This window comes from Planomonospora algeriensis (assembly GCF_977012225.1).
The window spans coordinates 1-21,080 of the sequence record NZ_CDRNDK010000034.1 but is presented as its reverse complement, the minus strand read 5'-3'; the positions used below and the strand labels follow the sequence as shown (position 1 = coordinate 21,080).

General features: G+C 71.4%; 21 protein-coding genes. 10 read left to right on the top strand and 11 right to left on the bottom strand.

Features of this window, described 5'->3' with window-relative positions:
- The first annotated feature begins 292 nt into the window (after positions 1–292).
- The 4 genes from ACWJ6R_RS06425 (at position 293) to ACWJ6R_RS06410 (ending at position 4,799) form a co-directional block, all read left to right on the top strand.
- The gene (locus ACWJ6R_RS06425) at positions 293–1,651 is read left to right on the top strand and encodes an ABC transporter substrate-binding protein (RefSeq protein WP_449061303.1); all 1,359 of its coding nucleotides are present in this window, start codon (positions 293–295) and stop codon (positions 1,649–1,651) included.
- Between the two features lie 106 nt (positions 1,652–1,757).
- Positions 1,758–2,732 (top strand): carbohydrate ABC transporter permease, encoded by a 975-nt coding sequence (locus ACWJ6R_RS06420; protein WP_449061311.1) that lies wholly within the window; start codon positions 1,758–1,760, stop codon positions 2,730–2,732.
- Positions 2,729–3,685: a carbohydrate ABC transporter permease gene (locus tag ACWJ6R_RS06415; RefSeq protein WP_449061302.1), complete on the top strand. Its 957-nt coding sequence runs from the start codon at positions 2,729–2,731 to the stop codon at positions 3,683–3,685. Before ACWJ6R_RS06420 ends, ACWJ6R_RS06415 begins: the two co-directional genes overlap by 4 nt.
- Before the next feature lie 118 nt (positions 3,686–3,803).
- Positions 3,804–4,799, top strand: coding sequence for a LacI family DNA-binding transcriptional regulator (locus ACWJ6R_RS06410; RefSeq protein ID WP_449061301.1), 996 nt, complete (start codon positions 3,804–3,806; stop codon positions 4,797–4,799).
- Positions 4,800–4,923: 124 nt separating this feature from the next.
- Here ACWJ6R_RS06410 and ACWJ6R_RS06405 read toward each other — a convergent pair whose 3' ends face one another.
- From ACWJ6R_RS06405 to ACWJ6R_RS06395, 3 genes are all read right to left on the bottom strand, one after another.
- Positions 4,924–5,340 (bottom strand): hypothetical protein, encoded by a 417-nt coding sequence (locus ACWJ6R_RS06405; RefSeq protein ID WP_449061300.1) that lies wholly within the window; start codon positions 5,338–5,340, stop codon positions 4,924–4,926.
- Positions 5,341–5,616: 276 nt separating this feature from the next.
- Positions 5,617–6,192, bottom strand: coding sequence for a general stress protein (locus ACWJ6R_RS06400; protein ID WP_449061299.1), 576 nt, complete (start codon positions 6,190–6,192; stop codon positions 5,617–5,619).
- Positions 6,193–6,293: 101 nt separating this feature from the next.
- Entirely contained in the window at positions 6,294–7,733 is a 1,440-nt protein-coding gene (locus ACWJ6R_RS06395; RefSeq protein WP_449061298.1) for a GuaB1 family IMP dehydrogenase-related protein, read from the bottom strand.
- A gap of 182 nt (positions 7,734–7,915) precedes the next feature.
- Here ACWJ6R_RS06395 and ACWJ6R_RS06390 point away from each other — a divergent pair, with 182 nt between their 5' ends.
- The gene (locus tag ACWJ6R_RS06390) at positions 7,916–8,383 is read left to right on the top strand and encodes a GyrI-like domain-containing protein (RefSeq protein ID WP_189236423.1); all 468 of its coding nucleotides are present in this window, start codon (positions 7,916–7,918) and stop codon (positions 8,381–8,383) included.
- Between the two features lie 53 nt (positions 8,384–8,436).
- On the opposite strand, the gene ACWJ6R_RS06385 is transcribed toward ACWJ6R_RS06390, so the two are convergent.
- The 6 genes from ACWJ6R_RS06385 to ACWJ6R_RS06360 form a co-directional block, all read right to left on the bottom strand.
- Positions 8,437–8,991 carry a hypothetical protein gene (locus tag ACWJ6R_RS06385; RefSeq protein WP_449061297.1) on the bottom strand — a complete coding sequence of 185 codons (555 nt, stop codon included), beginning with the start codon at positions 8,989–8,991 and terminating at the stop codon, positions 8,437–8,439.
- On the bottom strand, positions 8,991–9,227 hold the full coding sequence (locus tag ACWJ6R_RS06380; protein ID WP_449061296.1) for a helix-turn-helix transcriptional regulator: 237 nt from the start codon (positions 9,225–9,227) through the stop codon (positions 8,991–8,993). Before ACWJ6R_RS06380 ends, ACWJ6R_RS06385 begins: the two co-directional genes overlap by 1 nt.
- Positions 9,228–9,243: 16 nt before the next feature.
- Positions 9,244–10,077, bottom strand: coding sequence for an ABC transporter permease (locus ACWJ6R_RS06375; RefSeq protein WP_449061295.1), 834 nt, complete (start codon positions 10,075–10,077; stop codon positions 9,244–9,246).
- A complete protein-coding gene (locus ACWJ6R_RS06370; protein WP_449061294.1) occupies positions 10,074–10,919 on the bottom strand; it encodes an ABC transporter ATP-binding protein in 846 nt (281 codons plus the stop codon). The genes ACWJ6R_RS06375 and ACWJ6R_RS06370 overlap by 4 nt, the downstream gene beginning before the upstream one ends.
- A 153-nt stretch (positions 10,920–11,072) precedes the next feature.
- On the bottom strand, positions 11,073–11,474 hold the full coding sequence (locus ACWJ6R_RS06365; RefSeq protein ID WP_449061310.1) for a CoA transferase: 402 nt from the start codon (positions 11,472–11,474) through the stop codon (positions 11,073–11,075).
- Entirely contained in the window at positions 11,420–12,205 is a 786-nt protein-coding gene (locus ACWJ6R_RS06360; protein WP_449061293.1) for a CaiB/BaiF CoA transferase family protein, read from the bottom strand. The genes ACWJ6R_RS06365 and ACWJ6R_RS06360 overlap by 55 nt, the downstream gene beginning before the upstream one ends.
- Before the next feature lie 212 nt (positions 12,206–12,417).
- Between ACWJ6R_RS06360 and ACWJ6R_RS06355 the strand changes: the two genes are divergently transcribed.
- The 4 genes from ACWJ6R_RS06355 to ACWJ6R_RS06340 all read left to right on the top strand — a co-directional run bounded on the left by ACWJ6R_RS06355 (position 12,418) and on the right by ACWJ6R_RS06340 (position 16,976).
- A complete protein-coding gene (locus ACWJ6R_RS06355; protein WP_449061292.1) occupies positions 12,418–14,010 on the top strand; it encodes a serine/threonine-protein kinase in 1,593 nt (530 codons plus the stop codon).
- Positions 14,010–14,195: a hypothetical protein gene (locus ACWJ6R_RS06350; RefSeq protein WP_449061291.1), complete on the top strand. Its 186-nt coding sequence runs from the start codon at positions 14,010–14,012 to the stop codon at positions 14,193–14,195. The genes ACWJ6R_RS06355 and ACWJ6R_RS06350 overlap by 1 nt, the downstream gene beginning before the upstream one ends.
- A 157-nt stretch (positions 14,196–14,352) precedes the next feature.
- A complete protein-coding gene (locus tag ACWJ6R_RS06345; RefSeq protein ID WP_449061309.1) occupies positions 14,353–15,702 on the top strand; it encodes an FAD-binding oxidoreductase in 1,350 nt (449 codons plus the stop codon).
- Between the two features lie 14 nt (positions 15,703–15,716).
- The gene (locus ACWJ6R_RS06340; RefSeq protein ID WP_449061290.1) at positions 15,717–16,976 is read left to right on the top strand and encodes a class I SAM-dependent methyltransferase; all 1,260 of its coding nucleotides are present in this window, start codon (positions 15,717–15,719) and stop codon (positions 16,974–16,976) included.
- 165 nt (positions 16,977–17,141) lie between these two features.
- On the opposite strand, the gene ACWJ6R_RS06335 is transcribed toward ACWJ6R_RS06340, so the two are convergent.
- Together ACWJ6R_RS06335 and ACWJ6R_RS06330 are read right to left on the bottom strand one after the other, a co-directional pair.
- Positions 17,142–18,611, bottom strand: coding sequence for a diguanylate cyclase (locus ACWJ6R_RS06335; protein WP_449061289.1), 1,470 nt, complete (start codon positions 18,609–18,611; stop codon positions 17,142–17,144).
- A gap of 54 nt (positions 18,612–18,665) precedes the next feature.
- Complete coding sequence (locus ACWJ6R_RS06330; protein ID WP_449061288.1) at positions 18,666–20,201, bottom strand: long-chain-fatty-acid--CoA ligase; 1,536 nt, start codon at positions 20,199–20,201, stop codon at positions 18,666–18,668.
- Positions 20,202–20,377: 176 nt separating this feature from the next.
- On the opposite strand from ACWJ6R_RS06330, the gene ACWJ6R_RS06325 reads away from it, so the two are divergent.
- Positions 20,378–21,080: GMC family oxidoreductase (locus tag ACWJ6R_RS06325; RefSeq protein WP_449061287.1), on the top strand; the 703-nt coding region annotated here is incomplete at its 3' end.

The window sequence follows — 21,080 nt, the reverse complement described above, 5'->3', positions numbered from 1 at the left end:
GGAGACCGGGCGGTCTCCGCCCTCCCTGATACTGGAGAGCGCTCTCACAACAAACATGTAACCCGAATGCCCTGAATGACACCCAGATTTCTCAAATGCGTAACCGTAGGATCACGGTCATTGACATCGCGTTGCTGGGCGACAAGGCTACAGAGAGCGCTCTCACATTGGTTTGAGCCATCCGGCCACCACGGCGGACCGGTAACGCGGTGACCCCACGCGCCTGTCGCGAGGCGGTCCAGCCGGTCCCGCCGGCCGGAGCCGGCCCGGCAAAGTAATGGAGGAAGGGTCCATGTCGCTCCTCTCTCGGCCTGCACGCGCCGCCCTCGTCGCGGGTACCGCGGGCCTGGCGCTGGTCGCCACCGGTTGCGGCTCTTCCGAGCCCTCGACCCCGGCGGCGGGCGGCGGTAGCAGCACGTCCGCCGAGTGCGCCCCGTTCGAGCAGTTCGGAAAGCACGACGGCAAGAAGGTCTCGATCTACTCCCCGATCCGGGACACCGAGGCGGACCTGTTCCAGCAGACCTGGGTGCCGTTCGAGAAGTGCACCGGGATAAAGATCAGCTACGAGGGAACGGGCGAGTTCGAGGCGCAGATCCAGGTCCGCGCCGACGGCGGCAACCCGCCGGACCTGGCCTTCTTCCCGCAGCCCGGCCTGCTGGAGCGCTTCGTCAAGGCCGGCAAGCTCAAGCCCGCCCCGGCCGAGGTGAAGAAGCTGGCCGAGCAGAACTGGTCGGCCGACTGGGTCAAGTACGGCACGATCGACGGCACCTTCTACGCCGCCCCGCTGGGCGCCAGCGTGAAGTCCTTCGTGTGGTACTCGCCGGGCATGTTCAAGGAGAAGGGCTGGACCGTCCCCACGACCTGGGACGAGCTCATGACCCTCACCAACACGATCGCGGGCACCGGCGTCAAGCCGTGGTGCGCCGGCATCGAGTCCGGTGAGGCCACCGGCTGGCCGGCCACCGACTGGATCGAGGACATCCTCCTGCGCGAGCTCGGTCCCGAGGGCTACGACGACTGGGTCGCCCACAAGATCCCCTTCAACGACCCCAAGATCGTCGCCGCGGTCGACAAGGTCGGCGCGATCCTGAAGGACGAGAAGTTCGTCAACGGCGGCTACGGCCCGGTCAAGAGCATCGCCAGCACCGCCTTCCAGGAGGGCGGCGTGCCCATCACCGAGGGCAAGTGCGCGCTGCACCGCCAGGCCTCCTTCTACGCCAACTTCTGGCCCGAGGGCACCAAGGTGGCCGAGGACGGCGACGTCTTCGCCTTCTACCTGCCCGGCAACGACCCGGCCAAGAAGCCGGTGCTCGGCGCGGGCGAGTTCGTCGGCGCCTTCGCCGACCGGCCCGAGGTCCAGGCCGTCCAGGCCTACCTGGCCACCGGTGACTACGCCAACGCCCGGATGAAGCTGGGCACGTACGTCTCGGCCAACAAGGGCGTCGACATCGCCAACGCGCAGAACCCGATCGACAAGCTCTCCATCGAGATGCTCCAGGACCCGAACACGATCTTCCGGTTCGACGGCTCCGACCTCATGCCGGCCGCGGTCGGCGCGGGCACCTTCTGGAAGGGCATGACCGACTGGATCAACGGCAAGGACACCAAGACGGTCCTCGACTTCATCGAGACCTCCTGGCCCAAGTCCTAGTCCCAGGACATCCCGTGGCGTCCGGCTCCCGCCGGGGTTCGACGACCCCGCCGGAGCCGGACGCTCCCGTATCGGCCCGATCCTTCCGGGAGTTCCCTCGATGAACCTGGACTTCGACTTCGCCGCGGAGCAGCCGAAGCTCCTGCAGCTGTTGTACGGCGTGGTCGCCTTCTGCGCGGTGGTCGCGCTCCTGCTGCTCCTGCTCGACCGCGCCCCCATGCGGCAGAAGGCGCGGCTGCACATCGTCATCCTGCTCGCCCCGGCGCTCCTGCTGCTCGCGATCGGCCTGGTCGTGCCCGCGGTGCGCACCACCCTGCTGTCGTTCATGAGCGGCGACGGCGCCTCCTGGGTGGGGCTCGACAACTACATCTGGATGTTCACCCAGCCCGAAGCGGTCACGGTGCTCCGCAACACGCTCATCTGGGTCGCCCTCGTCCCCCTCCTGGTGACGACCGTCGGCCTGCTCTACGCGGTCCTGGTCGACCGGAGCCGCTTCGAGTCCGTCGCCAAGTCGCTGGTCTTCCTTCCGATGGCCATCTCCTTCGTCGGCGCCGGCATCATCTGGAAGTTCGTCTACGCCTACCGGCCAGAGGAGAGCGACCAGATCGGCCTGCTCAACCAGATCGTGGTGGCCTTCGGCGGCACGCCCCAGCAGTGGCTGCTGGAGCCGCCGCTCAACACGCTCTTCCTCATCGTGGTCATGGTGTGGATCCAGGCCGGGTTCGCCACCGTGGTGCTCTCCGCGGCCATCAAGGGCATCCCCGCCGAGATCGTCGAGGCGGCCAAGCTCGACGGGGCCTCCCCGGTCCAGATGTTCTTCCGGGTGACGCTGCCGAGCATCCGCTCGGCCGTGCTCGTGGTGCTGGTCACCCAGTCGATCGGCACGCTCAAGCTCTTCGACATCGTCCGGACCATGACCGGCGGCCAGTTCGACACCAGCGTCATCGCCAACGAGATGTACAACCAGGCGTTCCGGTACGGCGAGACGGGCAAGGGCGCGGCGCTGGCCGTCTTCCTGTTCGTCCTGGTCACCCCCATCGTCGTCTACCAGATCCGCCAGCGCAGGGAGGCCGTCCGATGACATCCGTCTCGCCCGCCGTCACGGCGGTACGGCCCGGTGCCGAGCAGGCCACCGGGCGGGTCAGGAAGCGGCTGAGCGGCCGGGTCGCCAGCGCCGTGGCGATCGTCATCGCGGTGCTGTGGACCACACCCACCTTCGGCCTGTTCCTGTCGTCGCTGCGGCCGGAGGACCAGATCAAGACCACCGGCTGGTGGTCGTTCTTCTCCGACCCGCAGCTCACCCTGGAGAACTACCAGGAGGTGCTGTTCGGCACCTCCTCGTCCTCCGGGAAGATGGCCAGCTTCCTGATCAACTCGATCGTGATCACGATCCCGTCGGTGCTCTTCCCGCTGGCCTTCGCCGCCTTCGCGGCGTACGCACTGGCCTGGGTGCCGTTCCGCGGGCGGAACTGGATCTACATCGGCATCTTCGCGCTGCAGGTCGTGCCGATGCAGATGGCGCTGGTCCCGCTGCTGTCGTTCTTCTCCGAGGGCGTGGAGGTCTTCGGCCTGCAGCTCATGCCGGCCTGGGAGCTGGAGGGACCTGCCCGCTTCGCGCAGGTGTGGTTCGCGCACACCTGCTTCGCCCTGCCGCTCGGCGTCTTCCTGCTGCACAACTTCATGTCGGAGCTGCCGGGCGAGCTGATCGAGGCGGCACGGGTGGACGGCGCCACCCACGGCAAGATCTTCCGGAGGGTGGTCCTCCCGCTGGTCGCACCGGCGCTGGCCACCTTCGGCATCTTCCAGTTCCTCTGGGTCTGGAACGACCTGCTGGTGGCGCTGATCTTCGCGGGGGGCACGCCCGAAAGCGCCCCGATGACCGTACGGCTGGCGCAGATGGCCGGGACCCGCGGCAACGAGTGGCAGCGGCTGACGGCCGGAGCCTTCGTCTCACTCGTCATCCCGCTGATCGTCTTCCTGTCCATGCAGCGCTACTTCGTCCGCGGCCTGCTCGCGGGCAGCGTCAAGGGATGAACCGGGACCGGGGCGCCGAGCCGGCCGGCAGGTCCGGCGCCCCGGCCCCGGCGGGCCCGCGATGGGTTATCGTCGTGGCGACCGAAGATCCGAGCCGGAGGCCCAGTCGGAGGCCAAGATGAAGCGCCCCACCCTGGAGGCGGTCGCCGCCCGCGCGGGAGTGTCGCGGGCCACCGTCTCCCGCGTGGTCAACGGCCAGCCCACCGTCGCCCCGGGCATCCGCGACGTGGTGATGCGGGCGGTCGAGGAGCTCGGCTACGTCCCCAACGCGGCGGCCCGTACCCTCGTCAACCAGCGCACCGACTCCATCGCCCTGGTCGTCTCGGAGTCGCCCACCCGGGTCTTCTCCGACGACCCGATGTTCTCCACCGTGATCCGCACGGCCAGCGCGGAACTGGAGGCGGCCGACAAGCAGGTCGTCCTGATGCTGACGGGATCGGCCCGCAGCCACGCCCGCGTGGAGCGTTACATCGCCGGGGGCCACGTGGACGGTGTCATGATCATCTCGATGCACGGTGCCGACCCGCTGCCCGCCGCGATCACCCGCATGCGCGTGCCCGTCGTCTCGTACGGCCGGCCCGCCGTGCCCGTGGACCTGCCGTACGTCGACAACGACAACGTGGGCGGCGCGGCGACGGCCGTGCGCCACCTGATCGAGAGCGGCCGCCGCCGGATCGCCACGGTCGCCGGCCCGCAGGACATGATCGGCGGCCAGGACCGCCTGGCCGGCTACCGGAACGTCATGCAGGGCTCCGACCGCCGCTCGATCGTCGCGGTCGGCGACTTCACCCGGGAGTCCGGCGCGGTGGCGATGCGCCAGCTCCTGGAGGACGACCCCGCGCTCGACGCGGTCTTCGTCGCCAACGACCTGATGGCGATCGGCGCGCTGCAGGCGCTGCGCCAGGCCGGCCGCAGGGTGCCGGACGACGTCGCGGTGGTGGGCTTCGACGACATCGAGGCGGCCCGCTACACCGAACCGCCCCTGACGACGGTCCGCCAGCCCGTCGTCGAGCAGGCCACCGCCATGGTCCGCCTCCTGCTCGGCCTGGCCTCGGGCGGCCCGGCGGACCCGGTCATCCTCCCCACCGACCTGGTCGTCCGCGAGTCGGCCTGACCGCGTTCCGGAGCGGTGAGATTCTCCCCGGGAGAGCCCGGAGGTGCTCGGTGAGACGCCGGAAAGCCGTCGTCCATGAGCGGAGACGACGGCCTGCCGGCTGTTCTCGGATGGCGCGGGACGGTTACCGGACCATGTCGGCGAACAGGTTCCGCAGTTCCATGTGACCGGCCTTGAGCTCGGCCACGTCGCCCTCGACGCGCTTCATGGAGAGCTCGAGGTTGCCGACGGAGCGCTTGACCGTGACGATCTCCTCGCGGAGCTCGGCGTATCCGGCCCGCATCTCCTGGCGGAGCTCGTCCTGGCCCTTGCGGAGCTCTTCGGTGGTGGCCCGGAGCTCCTCCTGGCCCCTGCGGAGCTCCTCGGTCGTGACCTTGAGCTCTTCGGTCGTGGTCTTGAGCTCACCCGTGATCGTGCGCAGGTCCTTGAGGACCTCGAAGATGGCCGCGGTGGTCACCCGGTGCTCGTGGGCCTCCACGCGGAGCTCGGCCACCCCGAGCTCCAGGGCACGCATGCGGATCTCTGACGTCGCGTCTGACACGACAGCTCCTCGTCGTTGTCGCGGAAAAGGGGAAGCGTAGGGGTCGACACGGTGGAGGGAGACGCGTGTCCGCAGGGAGAAGACTACGCACGGCGCAGCGATGATCGCTACACGTGGTCAGGGCCGGGGTGACAGAAGTCGTACCGGGTGGAAGAAAGAGCCACCCGGCACGGGGTGCAGGGTGGCGGGTGGCTCTTCGCGCGGTCGGCGGGCCGGGGGCCCGGAGCGCCGAGGCAGGATGCGCCGTGGTCCGGCATGAGTCGGCGTCCGGCTTTCTCAGGGCCGGCGCTGCTCCGGGGCGATCGGCCGCCGGGCCGCGGGGTCGTAGACGCCCGCGGAGGCCGGAGGCTCGACCACCACGGTGTCGGCCGGGCGCGCGCCGCCGTCCAGGACGGCGCGGGCGTGGTCGACGTGCGAGGCCGCGACCAGCACGTCGTAGCGGCCCGCGACGATGGCGCTGCGCGAGGCGAAGTCGCGCTTGCCGCCGGTGAAGAAGTGGTTGAGGAACCCGAACGCGGCCCCCATCAGGGCGCCCCACAGGCCCGCCCAGAGCACCAGCACGAAGAAGGAGAGCGTGGTCGAGGTGAACAGGCCGAGGAACGCCCCGACCACGAGTCCGAAGACCAGGCCGCTGCCCGCACCGGCGAGGGCGGCCCGGCCGTTGGTCATCCGGCCGGTGACGGTCTCCTCCATGCGCAGGTCGCTGCCGACGATCGCGACGTTCTCCACGGGGAATCCGGCGTCCGAGAGCGCGTCCACGGTCCGCTGCGCGGCCGCGTAGTTGTCGTAGCCGACCAGAGTCCTGCGGTCGACGACGACCGGCGCCTCGACGCCCATGTGCAACTGTGTCATGGTCCTGTCGCCTTTCCGAGTGGTTGTGGCTCGGGAGAAGCGGCTACCCATGATGCGCCGGGGAATGCGCGTCCCGGGCGGAAACCGCCCGGGACGGCGGCTCACCAGCTCTGGTGGAGCGGCATCCCCTCGGTGTATCCCGACGAGCTCTGCACGCCGACCACCGCGCGCTCGTGGAACTCCTCCAGGGTGGAGGCCCCGGCGTAGGTGCAGGAGGAGCGCAGGCCCGCCACGATGGCGTCGATCTGGTCCTCCACGCTGGGCCGGAGCGGGTCGAGGTACATCCGGGAGGTGGAGATGCCCTCCTCGAACAGTGCCTTGCGGGCCCGGTCGAAGGGGGAGTCCTCGGCGGTGCGGAGTTTCACCGCACGGGCCGAGGCCATGCCGTAGTTCTCCTTGTACCGGCGGCCGTCGGCGTCGGTGCGGGCGTCCCCGGGCGACTCGTAGGTGCCGGCGAACCAGGAGCCGATCATCACGTTGGCCGCCCCGGCCGCCAGGGCCAGCGCGACGTCGCGGGGGTGGCGGACGCCGCCGTCGGCCCAGACGTGGCGGCCCAGGCGGCGGGCCTCGGCGGCGCACTCCAGGACGGCGGAGAACTGCGGGCGGCCGACGCCGGTCATCATCCGGGTGGTGCACATGGCGCCCGGCCCGACGCCGACCTTGACGATGTCGGCGCCCGCCTCGACCAGGTCGCGCACGCCGCCGGCGGTGACGACGTTGCCCGCGACGACCGGCACGCCGGGGCCGAGCGCGCGGACCGACCGGAGGGCGCCGATCATCTTCTCCTGGTGGCCGTGCGCGGTGTCCACCACCAGGCAGTCGATCCCCGCCTCCAGCAGTTCCTTGGCCTTGGCGGCCACGTCTCCGTTGACCCCCACGGCGGCGGCGATCCGCAGCCGGCCCGAGGCGTCGACGGCGGGCCGGTAGAGGGTGGCGCGCAGCGCGCCGGTCCTGGTCAGGATGCCGACCAGGCGCCCGTCGCCGTCGACGACCGGGGCGAGCCGGTGGCGGCCGTCGTGGAGGCGGTCGAACGCCTCGCGCGGGTCGAGCCCCGCGGGCAGGGCGAGCAGGTGGTCGGACATGACCTGGGAGAGCTGGGCGTACATGTCGACGCCCTGGCAGTCGGCCTCGGTGACCACGCCGATCGGGCGGTTCCCGTCGTCGACGATCACGACCGCGCCGTGGGCACGCTTGGGCAGCAGGCTGAGCGCCGCGCCGACGGTGTCGTGCGGGGTGAGGGTGAGGGGGGTGTCGTGGACCAGGTCGCGCCGCTTGACCCAGTCGACGACCTCGGCGACCACGTCGATCGGGATGTCCTGCGGGATCACGGTGATGCCGCCGCGCCGGGCGACGGTCTCGGCCATGCGGCGCCCGGCGACCGCCGTCATGTTGGCGACGACGACGGGGATCGTGGTGCCGGTCCCGTCGGAGGTGGACAGGTCGACGGCGAGCCGCGAGCCGACCGAGGAGCGCGCCGGGACCATGAACACGTCGCTGTAGGTCAGGTCGTGGTCCGGAATCGTCTCGTTGAGGAATTTCACCAGGCACCTACAGTGTGGAAGCCCGGCCGGTCAGGCCGGGAAGCTGACTGGCACTACCTTATGTGTGGGCGGTCAGCGGTGTTCCTTCCCCGTTTCCCGGACGGCCATTGGGGCTGAACGGTCACGATGAGCACTAAGATCCGGTTTGCGTGTTTGTCGGGGTGGTCGCATGAGGAGGCGCTGTGAACGTCGTTGATCGGCCGGAGATACTCGTGGTGGGCCATGCCGTACGGACGTCCAACGCCGACGAGCTGGACCCGGCGCGGGCGAAGCTGCCGGCGCTGTGGCAGCGGGCGGGCGTCCCGGGGGCCTTCGCGCACGTCCCGGGACGGGTGGACGAGAACCTGTACGCGGTGCTGACCGACTACGAGAGCGATCATCACGGGTTCTACACCCAGATCGTGGGGGTGGCCGTGCGCACCGCCGCCGCGCTTCCCGAGGGCATGGTCGCGGTCCGCGTGCCGGGCGTCCCGGCGCTGAAGCTGGAGGCCCGGGGGTCCATGCCGGGCGCGCTCGTGGAGTCGTGGCAGCGCCTGTGGAAGCACACCGAGTCCGGCGGCACCCCGCCCCGGGCCTTCAGCACCGACCTGGAGGTCCACCACCGCGAGGGCGTGGACCTCTACGTGGCCGTCTTCCCGCCGATGCACTGACCCCTCCCGCGGACGGCTCTCCGGCGGGAGGGGTCTCGGCCGCGTGACCGGGTTCAGTCCTCGTCGTCGGGGAGCGGGTCGGGGGCCCGCCAGCCGGCGATGAGGTGCGGCAGGGCCAGGTGCGTCATCAGCACGGCGAACGCGAACACGGCGATCGCGGCGCTCGGGATCTCGACGAAGAGGTCGTCCTTGCCCGAGAGCGTCATCACCAGCAGCCCCGTCCCGACGAGCAGCCACGTGCTGCCCCGGTGCGCGAGGAGGTAGACGCGGTGGCGCTCGGCCCGCTGACGCTCGTCCAGATGCACGTCGCCGCGTTCGACCATGCCCCGGGTGGCCGCGGCGATCACCGATATGACCAGGAAGGCGACCACGAGCGCGACCCCCGCCAGGGCGAACGTCGCCCACATCGCCAGTTCGCTCGGGGCGAGGAACCAGCAGACCACCGCGGCGGCCCAGAGCAGCGAGGTGGCGGCGGCGCCCACGACGACCAGCGCCCGCCGCGCTCGCCGGTCGCGGAACCGGGACGACCGGTACCAGCGCTCGGCGTCGTCCAACCGGCGGCGCTCCCGCTCGGCCCTGCGGCGCTCCCGCTCCTCCGTGCTGTTCATCACTTCGCCTCACTTCCCAGCCGCGGGAACGGCTTCAACGAGAAAACGACTTCCATGGGGACCTCGAAGTACTCGGCGATGCGCAGGGCGAGGTACAGGCTCGGGCTGTACTCGCCCCGCTCCAGGTAGCCGATGGTCTGGTAGTGCACCCCGAGTGCCGTCGCGAGCTCCTTGCGCGAGACGCCGCGCTCGGCCCGGAGCATCGGGATGCGGTTGTGGACCTCTTCCGCGCTCATCGCGGCCTCCTGTCGATCATGACGACTGGGCGGCGAGCTGCCGCTCGGCGAGCCGCGAGCCGGACTCCCGCCGGGTCACCCGGCGGACCAGCACCGGCGCGAGCAGCATGCCGGCGACCGCCCAGGCCGCCAGCGCGACCGCCACGTACGGCAGGCGCCAGCTCCCGCCGATCTCGGCGGCGAGCATCGCGTCGGGCAGGAACGCGGCGCGCAGGCCGAGACTCTGCCAGTAGAGAGGGAAGGCCTGGGCGGCCCACTGGACGGCCTCGGGCATGTAGGTCATCGGGAGCATGACCCCCGAGGTGACCATCAGGGCCATCATCGGCAGGGCGAGGATCCCGGCCGCCTTCGGGCCGGGCAGCAGGCAGCCGAGCGCGGCGCCCAGCGGTACGACGGCGACCGTGCCCAGTAGCAGCACCCAGACGAGCGTCGGCCAGTCGTGCGGGAGCGGGGCGCCGCCCACGACCACGCCGGTGGCCACGATCAGCGCGCTCTGCACGGTGATCTGGCAGAGCAGCGTCACCGCCCGCCCGACGAGGTAGGCGGGGATCCCGCCGGGGATGGTGCGCAGCCGCAGCAGGGTCCCCTCCTCGCGATCGGTGGCCAGCGCCAGGGGAAGCGTCAGCAGCGCGGCGTTGAAGACGGTGAGGGCGAGGAATCCGGCCGTCATGAACATGCCGGCGGACACGCCCGTCTCCTCCACTTCCTTGTCGCCGATCCAGACCAGCAGCAGGGCGAAGACGCCCACCGAGCCGATCAGGCTGGTGACCAGCTCCCTGCGGTTGCGCAGCAGCTGCGCGTGCTCCGTCCAGCCCCGCTTGATCCCGATGCGCAGTGCCCTGCCGTTCATGCGGCCCTCCCGATCAGCTCCAGGTAGCTCTCCTCCAGCGACGACCGCCGGATCTCCAGTCCGGGGACCGGCCCGCCGAACCTCTCGTGCAGCTCCCACGCCGCCCTCGACGGGTCGTCGGTGGCGAGGGTCCGCTCTGTGCCGTCCTCCAGCCAGCGCACCCGCGACTGAGCCTGCACGATCCGCGCCAGCTCGGCGGGGGTCCCGCAGGCGGTGATGCGGCCGCCGGTCAGGATCGCGGTCCGGTGCGCCAGCTTCTCGGCCTCGACCAGGTCGTGCGTGGTGAGCAGCACCGTCATGCCGTCGTCGGCCGCGAGCTTCTCGAGCAGCAGGTGGAACTCCTGCCGCGCCTCCGGGTCGAAGCCGGTGGTCGGCTCGTCCAGGAAGAGCAGCTCGGGCCGGCCGACGATGCCCAGCGCCACGTCCAGCCGGCGGCGCTGCCCGCCGGACAGGCGGCCCACCTGCTGACCGGCCTGCCCGGTCAGTCCGACGGCGGCCAGTAGCCCGTCCGGGTCGTGGTGGTCGTCGTAGAACTCACTCAGATGGGCGATGACCTCCCTGACGCCCCACTTGTTGTGGTCGCGCCAGTTCTGCAGGACGATCCCCAGCTTGGCCCGCCAGGCGTCGGTGCCCTTCTCCGGATCGGCGCCGAGCACGTTCACCTGGCCGGCCGAGCGGTTCCTGAAGCCCTCCAGGATCTCGATCGTGGTGGTCTTCCCGGCGCCGTTGGGCCCGAGCAGGGTGAAGATCTCCCCGCGCCGGATCTCCAGGTCGACTCCTCGCAACACCTCGGTCGCGCCGTACTTCATGCGCAGGCCGTGCACGCTCACCGCAGTACTCATGTGAATGAATGTAGTAGAAGTACTACATTCCAAGCAAGTCCTATGACGAAGGGCGGCACACCTGTGCTCAGGTGTGCCGCCCTCGTGCGGTCGGTCGGCGGGGACTCGTGCGGTCGGTCGGCGGGAAAGGGCAGGTCGGAAGCCGTCCGGGCCTCAGGCCAGCACCCCGGTCTCGCGCAGCTTCGCGGCGGTCTCGTCCGGCAGGCCCCAGGAGGACAGGTCGGCCAGCCGGGTGGCGGGGGAGAGGTCCGGTGCGGGCGCGCCGAGCAGCCGGGGCGCCGGGGCGGGCTGCCGGACCCCGTCCACCTCGACGAACGTGCCGCGCGCCCGGTTGTGCGGGTGGTCGGCGGCCTCGGTCATGTCCAGCACGGGAGAGACGCACGCGTCCGTGCCGTCGAAGACGGCCTCCCACTCGGCGCGGGTCCTCGACCGGAACGCCTCGGTCAGCCGCTCGCGCAGGGCCGGCCAGTTGGCCCGGTCCTCGCGGTCGGGCAGGTCGGTCAGGCCCATGAGCGAGACCATCCGCGCCCAGAACCGCGGCTCCAGGGCGCCCACCGCCAGGTACTTCCCGTCGGCCGTCTCGTAGGTGTCGTACACCGGCGAGCCGGTGTCGAGCAGATTGGTGCCGCGCGCCCCCAGAAGCCGGACTGCACACCGTGGTAGAACATCGCGAACAGCGTGGCGGCCCCGTCGACCATGGCGGCGTCGACCACCCGGCCCTCACCGGTGCGCTCCCGCTCGATCAGGGCGAGCAGCACGCCGTAGGCCAGCATCAGCCCGCCGCCGGCGAAGTCGCCGAGGATGTTGATCGGCGGCGTGGGCTTCTCGCCCGCGCGGCCGAGCATGGACAGCACGCCGGAGACCGCGATGTAGTCGATGTCGTGCCCGGCGGTCGGCGCCAGCGGGCCGTCCTGGCCCCAGCCGGTCATCCGCCCGTAGACCAGGCGCGGGTTGACGGCGCGCAGGTCGTCCGGGCCGATGCCCAGCCGCTCGGCGACCCCCGGGCGGAAGACCTCGATGACGACGTCGGCGTGCGCGGCGAGCTCCTTGAACGCGGCGACCCCCTCGGGCGACTTCAGGTCCAGGCCGACGGTCCGCTTGCCCCGGTCCATCACGTCGCGGCGCGGCCGGTCCCCGGCGGTGGCCACGGCGGCGACCCGCTCGACCCGCAGCACCTCGGCGCCGTGGTCGGCCAGCATCATCCCGGCGAACGGCCCCGGGGCCAGTCCGGCCAGCTCCAGCACGCGGACCCCGGCCAGCGGGCCCTTCCTGGTCGTGTGATCCATCGGTGACTCCTCGGTGCGTCCCCGGAACGCGGCCGGGCGCGGTCATGGCGGACGATCGCCCGGTGCCGCCGGGCCTGCCCTCCGGGCAAGTAGAACAACATTCGGATCGCCCTGGCAAGACGCCCCACCCGCCGACCTCCACCTGTGGGAAACTTGCGGCCGTCGGTTTGGCAACGGGGAGAGTCGTGATGGCATATCCGCACGGGGAACGGATGATCGCCGGACGTTACCGGCTGATGCGCGAGCTCGGCCGCGGCGGGATGGGCGTGGTGTGGGAGGGGCACGACACGCTCCTCGACCGCCCGGTCGCCGTCAAGGAGGTGCTGCTCCCGCCGCACCTGTCCCCGGCGGAGCAGGAGCGCCAGCTGACCCGTACCTCGCGCGAGGCCAGGACCGCGGCCCGGCTCAACCACCACGGCATCGTCGCGGTCTACGACGTGGCCGAGGAGGACGGCCGCCCCTGGATCATCATGGAGCTGGTCAGGGCGCGGGGACTGGACGAGGTGGGCACGTTGCCGGTGCCCCAGGTGGCCGCCATCGGACGCCAGGTGCTCTCGGCGCTGCACACCGCCCACCGGGCGGGGATCCTGCATCGCGACGTCAAGCCGAGCAACGTCCTGCTCACCCCGGACGGCCGGGCCGTGCTCACCGACTTCGGCATCGCCACCGTGGAGGGCGACGCCTCGCTCACCCAGACCGGCATGGTCACCGGCTCGCCCAGCTTCCTGCCGCCGGAGCGCGCCGTGGGCACGGACGCCGGCCCCTGGTCGGACCTGTGGTCGCTCGGCGCCACCCTGTACGCGATGCTGACGGACGGCCGGGGGCCGTTCGAACGACGCGACGCCATGGCCACCCTGGGGGCGCTCCTCACCGAGGAGCCCGACCTCGGCCGGGTGCACCCGGCGATGCGCGAGGTCCTCGCCGGGCTGCTCCAGCGCGATCCCGCGCACCGCCTCACCGCCGGGCACGCGGACGCGCTGCTGGCCGCGGTGAGCGGAGAGCCGTCCGGGGCGCCGGGCCGTACCGCCGAGAGCCGCACGGCCCCCGGCCGCACCGTCCTGGACCATCCGGGCCACCCGGGCCATGCGGGCCAGGATCGACCGGCCCAGGGGCGGCCGTCCCACGGTCACGCGGCCCAGGGACTCTCCCCGCAGGACCGCGCTCCGCAGAGCCGTACCGCGCAGGCCCACCTCGCTCCGGAGCACACGGGGCGGCACGGCTCCGGTCACGGCGACCGCACGGTCTCCGGCCACGGAGGCGGCCGCACGCCCTCCACCGCCCGCGGCCGCGGGGGACGGGTCCCGGTGGCGGTCGCCGTGGTGCTGGCGGTGCTGCTGGCCGGCGCGGCGCCGCCGGATGGGTCATGTCCGGAGTGGGGGAGACCTCCGCCTCCCGGGCCGATCCGGGCCTGCCGGAGACCCTGCCGGCGCCGGAGGAGGAGACCCGGTCCGAGACGCCCGAGGAGCCGCCCACCCCCACTCCCAAGCCCATCCGGAGCCGCCGGGCGGCCGCGGCCGAAGCCGGCACGGAGCAGTGGAGGGGGGACGACCCGGAGCGGTGGTCCATCCGGTACCCGGTCGGCTGGAAACCGGAGCACATCGCCGAGACCGGGTACACCCACTGGACCAGCCCCGGCGGCGACGCGCACATGTCGGTGGAGGTGCTGCGCCCCGTCTCCGGGCTGGAATCGGTCCAGGAGGCGCTGCGGGAGGAGATCGGCCGGTGGAGCGACATCTCCGCCGAGGAGACCGCCGAGGTCCCGACCCGGTACGGCAGGGCGCTCGACTGGCGGTTCGGCTGGGTGATGAAGGGCGGGGGCGGGGCGGAGTGGGCCTCGCCCGGCACCGACTACCGCGAGGTGCGCCGCCTCGTCGAGTCCGGCGACACCGCCATCGTGCTCACCTGGACCACCGCGGAGTCCCGCTGGAGCGGGCACCAGGCCATGATGCGCCGGGTGCTCGACAGCTTCCGCCTGGAGCGCGAGGGCTGACGCGGAGCCCGGGGAAGCCGTCCTTTCCCGGTCCCGAGAGTTTTCGCGCGTTTAACGCACCCCTCCTGGCCGCACGGGCATCGGCGAGATAACGTGCTAGAGGCGATCTTTCCTGACGAGAGCCTGGGGGTGATGTCCTGTGACGCCCACGACACCTATGTCGGCGCACCGGCGGGCGGTCGAGCAGATCAGGGAGTCCTACGCGGCGATCCCCTCCGGGGCCGCGCCCCGGCTGGCCAAGGCCACCACGAACCTCTTCCGGTTCCGCGACGGCGCCCGCGCGGCCCGGCTCTCCGCCAGGGACCTGGACCGGGTCATCGAGGTCGACCCGGTCGCGATGACCGCCGAGGTCCAGGGGATGACGACCTACGAGCACCTCGTCGACGCCACGCTCCCGCACGGGCTCATGCCGTACGTCGTGCCCCAGCTCAAGACCATCACGCTCGGCGGTGCGGTGACCGGCCTCGGCATCGAGTCCACCAGCTTCCGGGACGGGCTGCCGCACGAGTCGGTCGAGGAGCTGGAGATCCTCACCGGTGACGGGCGCGTCGTCGTCGCCCGTGACGACAACGAGCACCGCGAGCTGTTCCGCGCGTTCCCCAACTCCTACGGCACGCTCGGCTACGCGCTCCGGATCCGGATCCGCCTCAAGCCGGTCCGGCCGTACGTCCGGCTGACGCACCTGGAGTTCACCGACGCCCACAAGTGCATGCTCGCCATGAACGAGATCTGCGAGCGGGGCGAGCACGACGGCGAGCCGGTCGACTTCGTGGACGGCACCTTCTTCGCCCCCGACGAGCTCTACATCACCCTCGGCCGGTTCGCCGAGCGCGCGCCGTACGTCTCGGACTACACCGGCATGCGGATCTACTACCAGTCGATCAGGACCAGGACCCGCGACTGGCTGACCGTCCGCGACTACCTGTGGCGCTGGGACACCGACTGGTTCTGGTGCTCGCGGGCCTTCGGGGTGCAGGATCCGCTGGTGCGCTCGCTGATGCCGCGCAGGTGGATGCGGTCCGACGTCTACCGCAGGCTCGTCGGCCTCGACCGCAGATACGGCGTGACCGCCCGGCTGGACCGCTGGCAGGGCCGGCCCGCGCAGGAGTCGGTCATCCAGGACATCGAGGTGCCCGTCGAGCGCGGCGCCGACTTCCTGGAGTTCTTCCACGAGAAGGTCGGCATGACGCCGGTCTGGATGTGCCCGCTCAAGTCTGCGGGGCAGTGGCCGCTCTATCCGCTGGAGCCCGGCCGGCTGTACGTGAACTTCGGTTTCTGGGGGGTCGTCCCGCTGCCCCGGGGGCAGTTCGACGGCTACCACAACCGGCTGATCGAGCACGAGGTGCACGCGCTCGAGGGCCACAAGTCTCTTTACTCCACGTCGTTCTACCCCCGGGACGAATTCTGGCGCCTCTACAACGGGGACGCCTACTGGCCGGTCAAACGGGCGTACGACCCCGGTGGCCGGTTGCTCGATCTCTACGACAAGTGCGTACGGGGGCGCTAGGGAGGTTTGCTTCTGTGAGGCTCGCGGAGATCTTCGAGAAGGTCGTCGGCCCCGACGCGGGCATCGGTTTCGCCGCCTACGACGGCAGCAAGGCCGGTCCCTCCGGTGCGGACGTCACCCTGGAGGTGAAATCCCCCATCGCGGTGGCCTATCTGGCGCAGGCGCCCGGCGAGCTCGGCCTCGCCCGGGCGTACGTCTCGGGCCACCTCGACGTTCACGGAGACATGTACACCCTGCTGTCGCGGATGTGGTCGCTGACCATCAACGACCTCACGGTCGCCGAGAAGCTCGCCACCGTCCGGGCCCTGGGCCTCAAGCCCCTGACGATGTGGCTGCCGCCCCCCGCCCAGGAGGTGCGGCGCAGCATGATGGCCAGGCTCGGCAGCCGGCACGCCAAGCAGCGGGACGCCGAGGTGATCCACCACCACTACGACGTGTCCAACACCTTCTACGGGTGGGTGCTCGGCCCCTCCATGGCCTACACCTGCGCGGTCTTCCCCACCGCGGAGGCGTCCTTGGAGGAGGCGCAGTCCGCCAAGTTCGACCTGGTGGCCAGGAAGCTGGGATTGGCGCCGGGGATGCGGCTGCTGGACGTGGGCTGCGGCTGGGGCGGCATGGCCATCCACGCGGCCCGCGAGTACGGCGTCAAGGTGCTGGCCGTCACCCTCTCCCGGCAGCAGGCGGAGTGGGGGCAGAAGGCCGTCGCCGAGGCCGGGCTCGGCGATCTCGTCGAGATCCGGCACGGCGACTACCGCGACGTCAGGGAGACCGGGTTCGACGCGGTCAGCTCGATCGGCCTGACCGAGCACATCGGCAAGGACCAGCTGCCGTTCTACTTCCGCTTCCTGTACGGCAAGCTCCTGCCGGGCGGGCGCCTGCTCAACCACTGCATCACCCGGCCCACCGGCAGGGAGAAGACGATCAACGCCGGCGGGTTCATCAACCGCTACGTCTTCCCCGACGGGGAGCTGGAGTCCGTGGGCACCCTGATCCGGGAGATGGAGGACATCGGCTTCGAGATCCGCCACGAGGAGAACCTGCGCGAGCACTACGCCCAGACCCTCCGCCACTGGTCCGCCAACCTCGACGACCACTGGACCGAGGCCGTCCGGGAGGTGGGCCGGGGCAGGGCCCGGGTCTGGCGGCTCTACATGGCAGGCTGCGTGGTCGGCTTCGAGCGCAACAAGATCCAGCTCCACCAGGTGCTGGCGACCAGGCTCGACTCCGGGGGCGGCGCGCGCATGCCGCTCCGCCCGGCCCGCGACTGGCCCTGACCCGGTGCGGGGAGCACGGTGTGTCCGGCCGGGTGTGCCGTGCTCCCCGCCGCGCCGCTTTCCTCGCCGCGCCGCTTCCTCCGCCGCACCGGGCGGGGTGACGCGATCCCCTCTGCACGAGGGCCGGCCGCCGCGCGCCCCGTCGTCCGGCCGGCCGCAGGCGGGTCAGGCGGCCATGATCGGATCGGCGGAGTCGGCTGTGACCCAGCGACCCCTGCCGAGGCGCTTGGCCGAGTACATCGCGGTGTCGGCCGCGCGCAGGATCCCCGCCGCGGCGTTCCCGGATGCCTCGCCTGCGCAGGCGGCGATGCCGACGCTGGCCCCGACGGAGAGCTCGTGCCCCCGGAACGGCACCGGTGCGGAGACCTCGCGCAGGACGCGCTCGGCCAGGCGTACGGCGTCGTCGTGCGAGGCCCCGGGGCAGAGCAGGACGAACTCGTCGCCGCCGAGCCGGGCGACCAGGTCGCCGCCGCGCACCGCGGCCGACAGCCGCCCGGCGATCGCGCTGAGCACGGCGTCGCCGGCCTCGTGGCCGTGGACGTCGTTGACGGCCTTGAACCCGTCGAGGTCGAGGTAGAGCACCGCCACGCCGGTGCCGGGCGTCCGCATGACCTGTTCCAGGGTGTCGTGCAGCACGGTCCGGTTGGCCAGCCCGGTCAGCGGGTCGTGGTGCGCCTGGTAGGCCATCTGGGCCTGCAGCCGTTCCTGCTCGCGGACCGCCATGGTGAACCGGGTCAGCACGAAGGTCGCGGCGGCCGCACTGGCGATGATGGTCAGGACCTCCTCGCCGCTGAACCCGGCGTACCTCAGGGCCATGGTCGGCGTGCCCAGCAGCGCCAGGCCGAGGAAGACGACCCGCGCCGGATGCAGGGCCTGCGTGCGCGCGCCCGGACGGGTCAGCCCGGCCCGCTCGGGGTGCAGCACGGCCGTGACGAACAGGGCGTGGCCGAGCAGCAGACCGGTGCCGAGCCTCGCCTCCACGTACCAGAGGTCGATGCCCCAGTACTCGTCGAGGTACGGGATCAGGTTGTAGCCGAGGTCCACGACGAGATAGCTGGAGACGGCGGCGAACAGCAGCCGGACCGGGGCGCCGCGCTCGCCCGGGGACAGGGCGAGGAACAGCACGGCCGCGAGCAGCACGACGTCGCACACGGGGTAGAGGGCGGGAATGATCGCGACGGCCGCGCCGTACCGGAGGGCGGGCTCGATCAGGAACTGCCAGGCGGCCAGCGCGACCACCGTGGACAGGGTCAGCGCGTCGAGCACGGCGCCGCGCAGGTTGCCGGGCGCCCTGCGGCGGGCCATCAGGACCAGGGCCGCGGCGACCAGGGGGTAGCCGCCGAGCCAGCAGGCGTCGCTGAGCCCGACCGGAGGTACGGTCCCGGCGGACAGGAAGTACGCCATCTCGATCGCGTCACCGGTCAGCCAGAGCGTCTGGGCGAGCGCGACCAGCAGCCACGGCCGCCGGTCCTGGCCCGGCACCAGCCGCAGCGCCGCCCACCAGGAGAGCGCGCACATCACGCCGTAGAGGACGAAGTAGAGGATCTGTCCCGTGGTGGCCTCGTACGTCGCGGCGGTCACGGTCAGAGCCGTGACCGCCGCGCCGAGGAAGCCCCATGATCTGGCGGCCGTCATACCCGCCTCATCGGCAGGAGGGCCCGCCGGTTGAGGGTTTTCGGGCCGGGGCCGCTAGCGGAGCTCGCGCTTGAGGATCTTGCCGGTGGCGGTCATCGGCAGCGCATCGCGGAACTCGACGACGCGCGGGTACTTGTAGGCCGCCATGGTCTCCTTGCACCAGGAGACCAGCTGCTCCTCGGTGAGGCCCGCGCCGGGCGTGCGGATGACGTACGCCTTGACCTCCTCGCCGTGCGAGTCGTGCGGGACGCCGACCACCGCGGCCAGGGAGACCTCGGGGTGGGTCATCAGGACCTCTTCGATCTCCCGGGGGTAGACGTTGAAGCCGCCCCGGATGATCATGTCCTTGGCCCGGTCGACGATGGTGTAGTAGCCGTCGGCGTCCCGGGTGGCGATGTCGCCGGTGCGGAACCAGCCGTCCTTCATGACCTCGGCGGTCGCCTCGGGCCGGTTGTAGTAGCCCTTCATCACGTTGTGGCCGCGGATCGCGATCTCACCCGGGCCCTCGCCCTCGACCGTGTTCCACTCGCCGTCGACCAGCTTCATCTCCACGCCCCAGATCGGGGTGCCGATGGTGCCGGGCTTGGTGGGCCTGCCGAGCTGGTTGAAACTGGCCACCGGGGAGGTCTCCGACAGGCCGTAGCCCTCCAGGATGCCGATGCCGAAGGTGGCCTCGAAGTCCTTGAGGACCTCGACCGGGGAGGACGCGCCGCCCGCCACGGCGGTGGTGAGCGAGGCGGGCACCTCGTCGCCGTCGGCGTGGATCTTCGTCAGCATGCCCCAGTACATGGTGGGCACGCCCGCGAACAGGGTGACGTTCTCCTTGCGCATCAGCTCCAGCGCGGGGCCGGGATCGAAGCGCGGCAGGAGCACGATGGTGGCGCGGCGGCGGAACCCGGCGTTCATGACCACGGTCTGGCCGAAGGAGTGGAAGAGCGGCAGCACCGCGAGGTAGGCGTCGCCGCCCTCGGCGCGCGGGTACATCTCGTCCGAGACCATGGCGTTCATCAGCATGTTCATGTGGGTCAGCTCGGCGCCCTTGGGGCGGCCGGTGGTCCCGCTGGTGTAGAGGATGACGGCGGTGTCGTCGGGCGCGGTCTGCGCCGTCTCGAACTCACCGGAGACGCCGTCCAGCGCCGCCCAGATCGTCTCTCCGTGCGCCGACTCGGTGGCGAAGGGGGTGGCGGGCAGCACGAAGAAGTGCTCGGTGCCCTCGGCGGCCTCGAAACCCTGCCGGCCGCGCTCGCCCAGCGGCAGGTCCGGCAGTCCTTCGAAGCAGAAGAGCGCCTTGGCCTCGGAGTCCTGCAGGTGGTAGGTGATCTCGGGGGCCTGCAGCAGGATGTTGAGCGGCACGACGGTCGCCCCGGCCTTGAGGATCCCGAAGTACACGAACGGGAAGTAGGGCAGGTTCGGGCAGGCGAGCGCGACCTTGTCGCCCTTGCCGATCCCGCGCGAGACCAGCAGGTTGGCAACCTGGTTCGCGACGGTGTTGACCAGGGAGTACGGCAGCCGCAGGTCTCCGTAGACCACCGCGGTGCGGTCGGGGCACTCCCGGGCGCTGTCCTCCAGCACGATCGACAGGTTGAGCATGGGTTGGATCCTCCTCCGGACAAGCTCTGGCCCGTTCATCCTGGCAGGCGCAGCATACCTACCGGTAGGTAAGGAAGGTTACAAATTGACGGGCAAAGCACCGGAGCGTATGCAGGTGAGAGTCCGCTTACCGGGGGAGGCGAGGCGACCGTCCGCCGGGAGAAGGGGCAGTGCGCATGGAGTACGACTACGTGATCGTGGGAGCCGGATCGGCGGGATGCGTCCTGGCGAACCGGCTCTCGGCGGACCCGTCGGTGAGCGTCGCCCTGCTGGAGGCGGGCGGCTCCGACGCGAGGCTCGAGGTCCGCATGCCCGCCGGGTTCGCCAAGCTCTTCAAGACGCCCTGCGACTGGAACTTCACCACCGTCGGGCAGGCCGGGCTGTCCGGCCGGGAGCTGTACTGGCCGCGCGGCCGGATGCTCGGCGGCTCGTCCTCGCTCAACGCCCAGATGTGGGTCCGCGGGCACCGGGCCGACTACGACGGCTGGAACGTGCCGGGCTGGTCCTACGACGAGGTCCTGCCGTACTTCCGGCGGGCCGAGCGGCGCGTCGGCAGCAACCGCGGCGGGGTGTACGGCGGCGACGGCCCGATCCGCATCTCCGAGCTGCGCAGCCCCAACGTCACCACGGCCGCGTTCCTGGCGGCCTGTGCGGAGATCGGGCTCGCCCGGCTGGAGGAGTTGAACGGCCCCTCCAATGAGGGCTACTGCCCGACCCCCGTCACCCAGAACCGCGGCCGCCGCTGGAGCGCCGCCGACGCCTACCTCCGGCCCGCGCTCAAGCGCCCCAACCTCACCGCGGTCACCGACGCGCACGTGCGCCGGGTGCTCGTCGAGGACGGCCGCGCGACGGGCGTGGAGTACGGCCCCGGCCCGGGAC